This is a genomic window from Streptomyces javensis (assembly GCF_039525925.1).
GTDB lineage: Bacteria > Actinomycetota > Actinomycetes > Streptomycetales > Streptomycetaceae > Streptomyces > Streptomyces asiaticus.
Window position 1 is genome coordinate 25927 of record NZ_BAAAIF010000072.1, and the last position, 11915, is coordinate 37841.

Below are 11915 nucleotides of genomic sequence, written 5' to 3' on the forward strand. Positions count from 1 at the left end.
CGGACGGGCCGCCGAGAGGTCGGACCGGAGGCGCAAACCAAACAAAACCCCTTACGGGGGTGGCGTTTTGGTGGGGTATGGTGTAATTGGCAGCACGAGTGATTCTGGTTCACTTAGTCTAGGTTCGAGTCCTGGTACCCCAGCAGGAGATCTCCCGGATGTCCGGCGGATCTCTTGATCAAAGCAGGACCAAGCCCCCGTTGTGTAGCGGCCTAGCACGCTGCCCTCTCAAGGCAGTAGCGCCGGTTCGAATCCGGTCGGGGGTACGGATCTCTTCGCGAGACGGAGATCGCTAGAGCCCCCGTTGTGTAGCGGCCTAGCACGCCGCCCTCTCAAGGCGGTAGCGCCGGTTCGAATCCGGTCGGGGGTACTGGTCTATACCATGGGCTATGGTGTAATTGGCAGCACGAGTGATTCTGGTTCATTTAGTCTAGGTTCGAGTCCTGGTAGCCCAGCGCAGCACTTGTGCTGATTCAGGCCCCCGTTGTGTAGCGGCCTAGCACGCCGCCCTCTCAAGGCGGTAGCGCCGGTTCGAATCCGGTCGGGGGTACCAGCGAAAAGCCCTCCGCGGTGGCGGAGGGCTTTTTCGTGTCCCGTTCGTGCCGTGGCCCCCGGTCACTCCTCGAAGCGACGCCCGGATTCCTCGGTTTGCGCGAGCCGCCGCAGGCTGAGCAGCACCGGTTCGTAGAGCACCGTCAGCGCCACCACCGCCTCGATCCGCTCCGGCGGGGTGTCATAGGTCTCCACCAGGTCCAGGTCGGCCACGGCCAGTTCGCCCGCCAGCCGGGCGTGCACCAGGAGATGCTCGGTGTCATGGGGGTACCCCAGGCGGTCCAGGGAGGCGATGGCAGCCACCAGCATCCGGTAGGCGGGGGAGGTGTCGCCCAGCTCCTGGCCGTGGGACCAGCCCATCCGCCCCAGTACGGCGTCCACCTGCTCGCGGGCGCGCGCGGCGTGCGGATCGTCCTCGTCGGGCTCGGGGCCCTGCGGCAGCGCCCAGACCGCGGCTCCCATCCGGGCATTCTGGCTGAGTGACTCGTCCTCGGCGGCCGCCAGCACCTCGCGCGCCGTGGCCACCGGCATCCGGCCGACCTGGATCAGCGAGCGCACCAGCCGCAGTCTGCGCAAGTGCTCCTCGCCGTACTCGGCCTGGGTGGCGGTGATCCGCTCTCCCGGCGGCAGCAGCCGCTCGCGCAGGTAGTACTTGATCGTCGCGGTGGGCACTCCGCTGCGCTCGCTGAGCTCCGCCAGTCGCATCCCTGTTGCACCTTCCATTGGGGAGTGGCACTATCTAAGTACTGGATAGCGCCGCTATCCAAGTCTATCCCGGCGCGGGGAACGAGGGGATCACCATGGGTGCCGAGCTGCTCGCCGGCCGTATGACCGCCGAGGCCGAGGGGGAGGTCACCGTCTTTCTGATCGGCATGCGCATCAACCGCTTCCGCGCGCTGCGGAGCTGGCTGCCGGTCTTCCGGGCGATGCCGCGGATGCTCCGCGAGCTGTCGCGGGACGAGGGGAGCGGGCTGCTGGGCCATCAGGTGCTGATCGGCCCGCCGCGGGTGCTCTACGTGGTCCAGTACTGGGACTCGCACGAGCGGCTGCTGGAGTACTCGGCGGCCCAGGACAAGGAGCACCGTCCCGCCTGGGCGGCGTTCAACCGCCGACTGCGGGAGGGCAAGGGCAAGGTCGGCTTCTGGCACGAGACCTATGTCGTACCGGCCGGGTCGCACGAGGCGATCTACATCAACATGCCGGCGTTCGGCCTGGGCAAGGCCACCGGAGTCGTGCCGGTCGGCCGCCGCGGAGATCGTGCGGCCGACCGGCTGGGCCTGGACAAGGCGCAGTGAGGCGCCATGGGCGCCGTAAGGCGCTCATCAATTTCCCCGGCGGAGGGCGTCCGTCAGGCGGGCTGCCGCGTCGATGACCGCCTGGGCGTGCATGCGGCCCGGGTGGCGGGTCAGCCGCTCGATCGGTCCGGAGACCGAGACGGCGGCGACCACGCGGTTGGACGGGCCGCGAACGGGCGCGGAGACGGACGCCACGCCGGGCTCCCGCTCGCCGATCGACTGGGCCCAGCCCCGCCGCCGTACGCCCGACAGGGCGGTGGCGGTGAAGCGGGCCCCCTGGAGTCCGCGGTGCAGCCGCTCGGGCTCCTCCCAGGCCATCAGCACCTGGGCGGCCGAGCCGGCCTTCATGGGGAGCGTGGAGCCGACCGGCACGGTGTCCCGCAGTCCGGACAGCCGCTCGGCCGCGGCGACACAGATGCGCATGTCTCCCTGGCGCCGGTAGAGCTGCGCGCTCTCGCCGGTCACGTCCCGGAGATGGGTGAGCACGGGCCCGGCCGTGGCGAGCAGCCGGTCCTCGCCCGCGGCCGCCGCCAGCTCGGCCAGGCGCGGGCCCAGAATGAAGCGTCCCTGCATGTCACGCGCCACCATCCGGTGGTGCTCGAGCGCCACCGCGAGCCGGTGTGCCGTGGGGCGGGCGAGGCCGGTCGCCCCGACCAGCCCGGCGAGGGTGGCCGGACCGGACTCCAGGGCGCTCAGAACCAGAGCAGCCTTGTCGAGAACGCCGACACCGCTAGTGTTGTCCATGAAACGATACTCGCGTCTCACAGTATGAAACGCAAGTTCATTTGTCGGGGATACCCGCCACCCTGTAAATGGCGGGCCCGAGACCAGGGCACGCACTTGACTCGAGTTGGGCCGGCACTGGCGCCGGCCGGAGGGAACAGCGATGGGACGGACACTCGCGGAGAAGGTCTGGGACGACCATGTCGTCCGGCGCGCCGAAGGCGAGCCCGACCTGCTCTTCATCGATCTGCACCTGCTGCACGAGGTGACCAGCCCGCAGGCGTTCGACGGCCTGCGCAAGGCCGGCCGCACGGTCCGTCGTACCGATCTCACCCTCGCGACCGAGGACCACAACACCCCCACCCTCGACATCGACAAGCCGATCGCGGACCCCGTCTCGCGCACCCAGTTGGAGACGCTGCGCAAGAACTGCGCGGAGTTCGGTGTCCGGCTGCACCCGCTCGGCGATGTCGAGCAGGGCGTCGTCCACGTGGTGGGACCGCAGCTGGGGCTGACCCAGCCGGGCACGACCGTGGTCTGCGGTGACAGCCACACCTCGACCCACGGTGCCTTCGGCGCGCTCGCGTTCGGCATCGGCACCAGCCAGGTCGAGCATGTGCTGGCCACCCAGACGCTGCCGCTGGCGCCGTTCAAGACCATGGCGATCACCGTCGAGGGCGAGCTGCCCGAGAGCGTCACCGCCAAGGACCTGATCCTGGCGATCATCGCGAAGATCGGCACCGGCGGCGGCCAGGGCTATGTGATCGAGTACCGCGGCCCGGCCATCGAGAAGCTCTCGATGGAGGCCCGGATGACCGTGTGCAACATGTCCATCGAGGCGGGCGCCCGCGCGGGCATGATCGCCCCGGACGAGACCACCTTCGCCTATCTGGAGGGCCGTCCGCACGCCCCCCAGGGCGCGGAATGGGACGCCGCCGTCGAGTACTGGCGCACCCTGCGCGGCGACGACGACGCGGTCTTCGACCGTGAGGTCGTCATCGACGCCTCCGCGCTCGCCCCCTTCGTCACCTGGGGCACCAACCCCGGCCAGGGCGCCCCGCTGTCGGAGTCGGTCCCGGACCCGGCCACCTTCGAGGACGCCAGCGAGAGCTTCGCCGCCGAGAAGGCCCTGGAGTACATGGGTCTGACGGCCGGTCAGCCGCTGCGCGACATCAAGGTGGACACGGTCTTCGTCGGCTCCTGCACCAACGGACGGATCGAGGACCTGCGCTCCGCCGCCTCGGTGCTGTCCGGCCGTGCGGTGGCCGACGGCGTACGGATGTTGGTGGTCCCCGGCTCGGTGCGGGTCGCCCTCCAGGCCGTCGAGGAGGGGCTGGACAAGGTGTTCACCGCCGCGGGGGCCGAATGGCGGCACGCGGGTTGCTCGATGTGCCTGGGCATGAACCCCGACCAGCTCGCGCCCGGTGAGCGCTCGGCGTCCACGTCCAACCGCAACTTCGAGGGCCGGCAGGGCAAGGGCGGCCGGACCCACCTGGTCTCGCCGCAGGTCGCCGCCGCCACCGCGGTGCTGGGCCATCTGGCCTCGCCCGCCGACCTGTCCGACGCCGCCGTATCGACTCCCGTGGGGGCCTGAGCAGTCATGGAAGCATTCACCACGCACACCGGCCGGGCCGTCCCGCTGCGCCGCAGCAATGTGGACACGGACCAGATCATCCCGGCGCACTGGCTCAAGAAGGTCACCCGCGACGGCTTCGAGGACGGTCTCTTCGAGGCGTGGCGCAAGGACCCCGAGTTCGTGCTCAACAAGGCCGAGCACAAGGGGGGAACGGTTCTGGTGGCCGGTCCCGACTTCGGCACCGGCTCCTCGCGCGAGCACGCGGTGTGGGCGCTTCAGAACTACGGCTTCAAGGCCGTCATCTCCGCCCGCTTCGCCGACATCTTCCGGGGCAACTCCCTCAAGAACGGGCTGCTGACCGTCGTCCTGCCGCAGGAGACCGTGGACCGGCTGTGGAAGCTGGTCGAGGCGGACCCCGCCGCGGAGGTCACCGTGGACCTCGTCGGGCGCCAGGTCCGGGCCGAGGGCATCACGGCTGATTTTGAGCTTGACGAGAATGCCCGGTGGCGACTCCTGGAGGGGCTGGATGACATCAGCCTCACCCTCAGGGAGGAGGATTCGATCGCCTCGTACGAGGCGCGTCGCCCCTCCTTCAAGCCCAGCACCGTGGAGGTCTGACCCCCCGGTTCGCCCTGTACAGAGCGGGTTTGGCAAGATGCGCCGCCGGTCCTCGGACCGGCGGCGCATCGGCATGTTGAGGCCCCGTGAAGCGACAACTCGCCTCAGATGGCACAATCAGTGCATGGAACGCGACGGCCAACTCGAGCTCTACGGCATCGTCGCCGACCGGCTCAAGGAAGCGCACGCAAAGGTGCGCGCACTGCAAGTCCCGGAGGGCGTACGGATGGCGCTGTCCCGGAAGCTGCTGGTCATCACCTCAGCGGCGAAACACGATCTCGCAGATGCGGCAACGCGTCTGGAGCGGTTCATGAACGACCTCGACGAGGGGCGTTTCCCCCAAGATCCCGACACCGACGGAAGTCCGTGACGATCGAGTGCGTTGCGGCACAAGGGTGATTAGCCCGTTTCGTGTTTGATTTGCGGTATATATCTGCCTAACGTGCGAAAAGGCTTGAACACATTGATTCCGGCAATGTCTCCGAAGGGGAAGACGTGAACAAGGCGCAGCTCGTAGAAGCGATTGCCGACAAGGTCGGCGGCCGTCAGCAGGCCGCCGATGCCGTAGACGCCGTCCTGGACGCCATCGTCCGGGCAGTCGTCTCCGGGGAGCGAGTTTCGGTCACTGGATTCGGTTCGTTCGAGAAGGTGGAGCGGCCCGCCCGGTACGCCCGTAACCCCCAGACCGGGGAGCGCGTGCGGGTCAAGAAGACCTCGGTGCCCCGCTTCCGTCCCGGTCAGGGCTTCAAGGATCTGGTGAGCGGCTCCAAGAAGCTCCCGCGCGGCGGCGAGGTCGCCGTGAAGAAGGCGCCGAAGGGCAGCCTCCAGGTGGCGGCGAAGAAGGCCGCGGCCAAGAAGGCGACCGCCAAGAAGGCTCCCGCGAAGAAGACCACGGCCAAGAAGGCCGCGGCCAAGAAGGCTCCCGCCAAGACCACGGCCAAGAAGGCCCCCGCGAAGAAGACCACGGCCAAGAAGGCTCCCGCCAAGGCCACGGCGAAGAAGGCCCCGGCGCGCAAGACGAGCGCCCGTAAGACCACCGCGAAGAAGACCACCGCCAGGAAGCGCTAGCCGGCGGCGCTCAGGCGCCCCACCGCATCCGCGCCGGGCCGGGCTCCCCGAGGGAGCCCGGCCCGCGGTGCTGTCGGCGCCCGGCATTCCAGGGATCCGCGCTCAGAACCCCGTGGCACCCGGATCCGTCCGCCGGGCTCGGAGCCTCACGGCGCTCAGAACGTCTGGAGCGTGACGAAGACGACCCGGCGCTGCTCGCCCTCGCCCTCGACCTCGATCCGCACCCGCTGCCCCGGGCGCAGCATCCGCAGCCCCCCGGCGTCGAAGGCCGCGGTGTCGAACGGCAGCGGGGTGCCGTCGTCCAGCAGCACGCTGCCGGCGCGGGTCTCGGGGTCGTACGTATAGGCGGTTCCCTGCATGTCCGCCAGCCTAGCCCTGGTGTGGGCGCCCACGCCCAGGGCCACCGCCGCGCGCAGGTCCCCGGCCGTGTCCACGTCGCGCCGCACCGAGTCCACCCCCGCCAGCTCGATCTCCCGCGCCCCCGACGCCCGGTGCCGGTCCCGCGACGGGCCCCCGAAGGCGGGCGCCAGCTCGGTGCCCGGCGCCGCCGAGAGCAGCGTGGTGCCCACCCCCGCGGCGTCCGCCAGGAAGGCGCGTGAGAAGCCGGCGGCGGCCTCGAGCACCAGGTCGAGCTCCGCCGTCCGCAGCGCCGGGAGATCGGCGTTCAGCGCCGCCACGGCGGCCTCCGGGCGCTCCCCGCGGACCGCGCGGGCACCGTGCGCGAGCGCCGCGTTCAGCCCGAGCCCCGGGGAGTCGGGCAGGATCCGGGCGCCGAGGGCCGACAGCTCACGTCCGGCGAGCGGATCGTCGGTGACGACGGTCACCTCCCGCACCCACCGGCTCGCCAGCGCCGCGCCCACCGTGTCCTGGGCGAACGCGAGGGCGAGCGAGGCCCGGGGGCCGTCCCCCGCCGCGTCGGAGAGCCTGGTCTTGGCCCGTGCCAAGGGCTTCAGCGGCACCACGAGGGTCCAGGTCACAGGGGCTCCGTTTCTTCCCACGGGCCTCATTCTGACCTGCTGCCCGGCTCGCCGAAGACCTGCGGGGTTACGGTGTCCTCGACAGACGGGGTGCCTGGAGCGACACTTGTGCGGCTACGGGGACGACAGCAAGCCAGCAGGTCAGCAGGGTCCAAGAGAGGATGTTCCGAGTGTCCGGCCGCAGAATCGGCTTCTGGTACCGCATGGCAGCGGTCTTGTGCAAACCGCCGCTGGTGGTTCTGTTCAAGCGGGACTGGCACGGAATGGAGCACATTCCCGCCGACGGTGGATTTATCACCGCGATCAATCACAACTCGTATCTCGACCCGCTCTCCTACGCGCACTTCCAGTACAACACCGGAAGGGTGCCGCGCTTCCTCGCCAAGGCCGCCCTCTTCAGAGGAGGCTTCGTGGGCAGCATGCTCCGGGGCACCGGCCAGATCCCCGTCTACCGCGAGTCCACCGACGCCGCCAACGCCTTCCGCTCCGCCGTGGACGCCATCAACAAGGGGGAGTGCGTGGCGTTCTACCCCGAGGGCACCCTCACCCGCGACCCCGACATGTGGCCCATGCGCGGAAAGACCGGCGCGGCGCGGGTCGCGCTGCTCACCAAGGCCCCGGTCATCCCCGTCGCCCAGTGGGGCGCCAACGAGGCCGTGCCGCCGTACGCCAAGGAGAAGCGGGTCCGCCTCTTCCCCCGTAAGACGCTCAAGGTGCACGCCGGCCCGCCGGTGGACCTGTCCGAGTTCTACGGCCAGGAGCCCACCGCCGAGGTCCTCAGGGCGGCCACCGACACCATCATGGACGCCATCACCGAGCTCCTCTCCGAGGTGCGCGGCGAGCCGGCGCCCGTTCAGAGGTACGACCGGCCCACCCGGTCCAGCACCGACGGCCCGCCGCTCCCGCTGGCCGATGAGGAGAGCAAGTGACGCGCTGCGCCGTCTTCGGCACCGGCTCCTGGGGCACCGCCTTCGCGATGGTGCTCGCCGACGCGGGGTGCGAGGTGACGCTGTGGGGACGCCGGCCCGGTGTCGTCGAGGCCATCAACACCGGCCGCGGCAATCCCGACTACTTCCCCGGGGTGCGGCTCCCGGACGGCGTGCGGGCCACCACCGACCCGGCCGAGGCCGCGGACGGCGCGGAGTTCACCGTCTTCTCCGTGCCCTCCCAGACGCTGCGCGGCAACCTCTCCGACTGGGCCCCGCTGCTGGCCGCCGACACCGTGCTGGTCTCCCTGATGAAGGGCGTCGAACTCGGCACGGCCAAGCGGATGAGCGAGGTCGTCCAGGAGGTCGCCAAGGCGCCCGCGGAGCGCGTCGCGGTGCTCACCGGGCCCAACCTCGCCAAGGAGATCGCCGCCCGGCAGCCCGCAGCCTCCGTGGTCGCCTGCCCCGACGAGAGCGTGGCCCGCCGCCTCCAGACCGCCTGCCACACCGCGTACTTCCGCCCGTACACCAACACCGACGTGGTCGGCTGCGAGCTGGGCGGCGCGGTGAAGAACGTCATCGCGCTGGCCGTGGGCATCGCCGACGGCATGGGCCTCGGTGACAACACCAAGGCGTCGCTCATCACCCGCGGCCTCGCCGAAACGACCCGGCTGGGCCTGGCGATGGGTGCCGACGCCCACACCTTCGCGGGCCTGGCGGGCATGGGCGACCTCGTCGCCACCTGCTCCTCCCCGCTCTCCCGCAACCACACCTTCGGCACCAACCTGGGCCGCGGGATGACACTGGAGGAGACCATCGCGGTCACCAAGCAGACCGCGGAGGGCGTCAAGTCGTGCGAGTCGGTGCTGGATCTCGCCCGCCGCCACGATGTCGACATGCCCATCACCGAGACCGTCGTCGAGATCGTGCACGACGGCAAACAGCCCCTTGTCGCACTCAAAGAGCTGATGTCCCGCAGCGCCAAGGCCGAGCGGCACTGACGCCGCGCGGACCGCAAGGTAATCTCAACGCGATATGAGCAGCCAGACCCCTTCCCCAGGCCCTGTCCCGGCTTCCTCCGGAGGCGAGCGGCGGAAGCCGCGCGTGGCCGTCGTCTTCGGCGGCCGCAGCTCCGAGCACGCCATCTCGGTGGTCACCGCGGGCGCCGTGCTGCGCGCCATCGACCGTGAGAAGTACGACGTGCTGCCGATCGGCATCACCACGGACGGCCGTTGGGCGCTGACCGCCGACGAGCCCGAGCGGATGGCCATCGCCAACCGCGAGCTGCCCAGCGTCGAACGGCTCGCCGAGTCCAGCGAGGGCTCGGTCGTGCTCCCGGTCGACCCGGGGAACCGCGAGGTCGTCTACAGCGAGCCGGGGGCGGTGCCCAAGGCGCTGGGCGACGTCGACGTCGTCTTCCCCATGCTGCACGGCCCGTACGGCGAGGACGGCACCCTCCAGGGGCTGCTGGAGCTCTCCGGGGTGCCGTACGTGGGCGCCGGGGTGCTCGCCTCCGCGGTGGGCATGGACAAGGAGTACATGAAGCGGGTGTTCGTCTCCTTCGGGCTGCCCGTCGGCCCGTACGAGGTGATCCGCCCCCGGGCCTGGGAGCAGGAACCTTCCGCCGCCCGCCAGAGGATCGTGGAGTTCGCCGAGGAGCACGGCTGGCCGCTCTTCGTGAAGCCCGCGCGCGCCGGCTCGTCCTTCGGGATCAGCAAGGTCGAGGGCCCGGCGGACCTGGACGCGGCCGTCGAGGAGGCCAGGCGCCACGACCCGAAGGTCATCGTGGAGGCGCTGCTGCGCGGCCGCGAGATCGAGTGCGGGGTGCTGGAGTACGAGGACGGGCCGCGCGCCAGCGTGCCCGCCGAGATCCCGCCGGTCTCCTCCCACGCCTTCTACGACTTCGAGGCGAAGTACATCGACGCGGCGGACGGCATCGTGCCCGCGCCGCTCACCGAGGAGCAGACCCGGCGGGTCCAGGAGCTCGCGGTGGCCGCCTTCGAGGCGGCGTCCTGCGAGGGACTGGTGCGGGCCGACTTCTTCCTGCTGGACAGCGGTGAGTTCGTGATCAACGAGATCAACACCATGCCCGGTTTCACCCCGATCTCGATGTACCCGCGCATGTGGCAGGAGAGCGGCGTGAGCTACCCCGAGCTGGTGGACCGGCTGCTGGAGGCCGCGCTGCGCCGCTCGACGGGGCTGCGCTAGCCGGATGGGGCCGCGCCGGCCGGAGCCAGTCGCCCCGGATCGCTAGGCCACGCCCTTCGGGACCGTCTTCTTGACGGCGCGGGCGAGATCGAGCAGGGGGTTGATCTCGGGGGAGTACTTCCCGGGCACGGTCACCTCGACATAGGCCCGGCGCAGTACGGTGGTGAAGCGGTAGCCGTCCTTTCGCTTCTCCGGGAGCCACTCGACGCCGTTCACCTCGGCCGAATCGGTCTTGGAGCCCATCGCCTCCGGCCGGGGGACCCCGCAGCGCAGCTGCACGGCGGGGTCCCCCCACACGGCCGTGTAGTCCGAGGCGGGCTCGGCGGTGCCCCGCTTCAGCCCGTTCACGGCGTCGGGCAGTTCCTTGTGCAGCGCCCGGCACATCGCGGCGGCCTGTGGGGCCGGCGTGGGAACCGCGGGCGCCTTGGTGTCGTCGGAATCCCCGGTGAAGGAGCAACCGGCCACCGGCATCAGGGCCAGGGCCACCGCGGCTGACAGCGGAACGAGCCGTCGGGTGAGACTACGGTGTGCGGATTTCACCGGCCGATCATACGGGGGAGCTAGAGATGGACGACCGGGCAGGTCAGGGTACGGGTGATCCCTTCCACTTGTTGGACTTTCGCGACCACCATGCGGCCGAGCTCATCGACCGTGTCGGCCTGGGCCCGCACGATCACGTCATAGGGACCCGTCACGTCCTCCGCCTGTATCACCCCGGGGAGCTTGGCGATGACGTCGGCCACGGTCGAGGCCCTGCCGACCTCGGTCTGGATCAGGATGTACGCCTGTACCACGGAACCTCCAGGGCGGCTACGAGGATCATGTGGAAAGAAGGGACGCCACGGTACCGCGTCGCCATGCGGCGCGGGGAGACCCGCGCGGGGAGCGCGGCGCGGCGGAAAGTGGTCACGAGCACGAAGGGGCGATGGGATGAAGGGCACCGTGGGCGAGTTGGGGGAGTTCGGGCTCATCAGAGAGCTCACCTCCCGGCTCACCACCACCCCGGCGGTGAGGTTGGGGCCCGGTGACGATGGAGCGGTCGTGGCCGCGCCCGACCGGAGGGTCGTGGCCAGTACGGACATCCTGCTGGAGGGCAGGCACTTCCGCCGGGACTGGTCCACCGCCTATGACGTCGGCCGTAAGGCCGCGGCCCAGAACCTGGCGGACATCGCGGCCATGGGCGCCGTGCCGACCGCCCTGCTGCTCGGCCTGGTGGTCCCCGCCGATCTGCCGGTCACCTGGCCCGCCGAGCTGATGGACGGCATCCGCGACGAATGCCAGGTCGCGGGCGCGGCCGTGGTGGGCGGTGACGTCGTGCGCGGGGACACCATCACCGTCGCCATCACCGCACTGGGCGATCTGCGCAACCACGAGCCGGTCACCCGATCCGGTGCCCAGCCCGGCGACGTTGTCGCCGTCACCGGGTGGCTGGGCTGGTCGGCGGCCGGACACGCGGTGCTCTCGCGCGGCTTCCGCTCGCCGCGGGCCTTCGTCGAGGCGCACCGGCGGCCGGAACCGCCGTACCACGCCGGTCCCGCCGCCGCCAGTCTCGGCGCGACCGCGATGACCGATGTGAGCGACGGGCTGGTGGCCGACCTCGGGCATATCGCGGAGGCCAGCAAGGTCCGCATCGATCTGCGCTCGGCGGACATCGACGTCCCCTCGCAGATGTCGGACATCGGGCAGGCGGTGGGCGTCGATCCGCTCCAGTGGGTGCTCAGCGGGGGAGAGGACCACGCGATCGTGGCCACCTTCCCGCCCGACGCCAAGCTGCCGGCCCGCTGGAAGGTGATCGGCGAGGTGCTCAACCCCTCGGCGCTGCCCCAGGTGACGGTGGACGGCGCCCCGTGGGCCCATGGGGGCTGGGACCACTTCGGCGACGGTAAGGGCGCCGAGTGACGGTGATGTGCGACGGGTGGCGACGGTAAGGGCGCCGAGTGACCGTAAGGGCGCCTTGGGGGACGTTCGGGGG

The 11915-nt window shown here is 70.5% G+C and carries 13 protein-coding genes, 5 tRNA genes and 1 pseudogene; 14 read left to right on the forward strand and 5 right to left on the reverse strand.

The features are described from left to right. The first annotated feature begins 71 nt into the window (after positions 1-71). The 5 genes from ABD329_RS39345 to ABD329_RS39365 all read left to right on the forward strand — a co-directional run bounded on the left by ABD329_RS39345 (position 72) and on the right by ABD329_RS39365 (position 553). Positions 72-143: transfer RNA gene (locus ABD329_RS39345), tRNA-Gln, on the forward strand. A 50-nt stretch (positions 144-193) separates the two neighbouring features. Further along, a tRNA-Glu gene (locus tag ABD329_RS39350) sits at positions 194-266 on the forward strand. A gap of 31 nt (positions 267-297) precedes the next feature. Next, a tRNA-Glu gene (locus ABD329_RS39355) sits at positions 298-370 on the forward strand. A 13-nt stretch (positions 371-383) separates the two neighbouring features. After that, positions 384-455: transfer RNA gene (locus ABD329_RS39360), tRNA-Gln, on the forward strand. 22 nt (positions 456-477) lie between these two features. Then, positions 478-553 (forward strand) — tRNA-Glu (locus ABD329_RS39365). 62 nt (positions 554-615) lie between these two features. On the opposite strand, the gene ABD329_RS39370 is transcribed toward ABD329_RS39365, so the two are convergent. Beyond that, the gene (locus ABD329_RS39370; protein WP_344317637.1) at positions 616-1257 is read right to left on the reverse strand and encodes a MerR family transcriptional regulator; all 642 of its coding nucleotides are present in this window, start codon (positions 1255-1257) and stop codon (positions 616-618) included. Positions 1258-1352: 95 nt separating this feature from the next. On the opposite strand from ABD329_RS39370, the gene ABD329_RS39375 reads away from it, so the two are divergent. Next, a complete protein-coding gene (locus ABD329_RS39375) occupies positions 1353-1847 on the forward strand; it encodes a DUF4188 domain-containing protein (protein ID WP_344317638.1) in 495 nt (164 codons plus the stop codon). A 27-nt stretch (positions 1848-1874) separates the two neighbouring features. Here ABD329_RS39375 and ndgR read toward each other — a convergent pair whose 3' ends face one another. Continuing rightward, entirely contained in the window at positions 1875-2591 is a 717-nt protein-coding gene (ndgR, locus tag ABD329_RS39380) for an IclR family transcriptional regulator NdgR (RefSeq protein ID WP_030834082.1), read from the reverse strand. A 142-nt stretch (positions 2592-2733) separates the two neighbouring features. Between ndgR and leuC the strand changes: the two genes are divergently transcribed. The 4 genes from leuC to ABD329_RS39400 all read left to right on the forward strand — a co-directional run bounded on the left by leuC (position 2734) and on the right by ABD329_RS39400 (position 5832). Beyond that, the gene (gene leuC, locus ABD329_RS39385) at positions 2734-4164 is read left to right on the forward strand and encodes a 3-isopropylmalate dehydratase large subunit (protein WP_344317639.1); all 1431 of its coding nucleotides are present in this window, start codon (positions 2734-2736) and stop codon (positions 4162-4164) included. A 6-nt stretch (positions 4165-4170) separates the two neighbouring features. After that, positions 4171-4764: a 3-isopropylmalate dehydratase small subunit gene (leuD, locus tag ABD329_RS39390; RefSeq protein WP_344317641.1), complete on the forward strand. Its 594-nt coding sequence runs from the start codon at positions 4171-4173 to the stop codon at positions 4762-4764. Positions 4765-4888: 124 nt separating this feature from the next. Further along, positions 4889-5134, forward strand: coding sequence for an SCO5555 family protein (locus ABD329_RS39395; protein WP_344317642.1), 246 nt, complete (start codon positions 4889-4891; stop codon positions 5132-5134). A gap of 125 nt (positions 5135-5259) precedes the next feature. Continuing rightward, entirely contained in the window at positions 5260-5832 is a 573-nt protein-coding gene (locus ABD329_RS39400; protein WP_344317643.1) for an HU family DNA-binding protein, read from the forward strand. A 362-nt stretch (positions 5833-6194) separates the two neighbouring features. Here the strand turns inward: ABD329_RS39400 and cofC are convergent. Beyond that, positions 6195-6809, reverse strand: a pseudogene (gene cofC, locus ABD329_RS39405) (2-phospho-L-lactate guanylyltransferase); the annotation flags it as partial. 170 nt (positions 6810-6979) lie between these two features. Here cofC and ABD329_RS39410 point away from each other — a divergent pair. The 3 genes from ABD329_RS39410 to ABD329_RS39420 are packed head-to-tail and all read left to right on the forward strand — an operon-like array spanning position 6980 to position 9943. Beyond that, positions 6980-7738: a lysophospholipid acyltransferase family protein gene (locus tag ABD329_RS39410; protein ID WP_344317644.1), complete on the forward strand. Its 759-nt coding sequence runs from the start codon at positions 6980-6982 to the stop codon at positions 7736-7738. Further along, complete coding sequence (locus ABD329_RS39415) at positions 7735-8736, forward strand: NAD(P)H-dependent glycerol-3-phosphate dehydrogenase (RefSeq protein ID WP_037948547.1); 1002 nt, start codon at positions 7735-7737, stop codon at positions 8734-8736. Before ABD329_RS39410 ends, ABD329_RS39415 begins: the two co-directional genes overlap by 4 nt. A 34-nt stretch (positions 8737-8770) precedes the next feature. Continuing rightward, positions 8771-9943: a D-alanine--D-alanine ligase family protein gene (locus ABD329_RS39420; RefSeq protein WP_344317646.1), complete on the forward strand. Its 1173-nt coding sequence runs from the start codon at positions 8771-8773 to the stop codon at positions 9941-9943. A 42-nt stretch (positions 9944-9985) separates the two neighbouring features. Here ABD329_RS39420 and ABD329_RS39425 read toward each other — a convergent pair whose 3' ends face one another. Continuing rightward, positions 9986-10483, reverse strand: coding sequence for a DUF3515 domain-containing protein (locus ABD329_RS39425; protein WP_344317647.1), 498 nt, complete (start codon positions 10481-10483; stop codon positions 9986-9988). Between the two features lie 20 nt (positions 10484-10503). Then, positions 10504-10737 carry an Lrp/AsnC family transcriptional regulator gene (locus ABD329_RS39430; RefSeq protein ID WP_037948554.1) on the reverse strand — a complete coding sequence of 78 codons (234 nt, stop codon included), beginning with the start codon at positions 10735-10737 and terminating at the stop codon, positions 10504-10506. Between the two features lie 136 nt (positions 10738-10873). Here ABD329_RS39430 and ABD329_RS39435 point away from each other — a divergent pair, with 136 nt between their 5' ends. Next, the gene (locus ABD329_RS39435) at positions 10874-11842 is read left to right on the forward strand and encodes a thiamine-phosphate kinase (protein ID WP_344317648.1); all 969 of its coding nucleotides are present in this window, start codon (positions 10874-10876) and stop codon (positions 11840-11842) included. Positions 11843-11915: the final 73 nt, after the last annotated feature.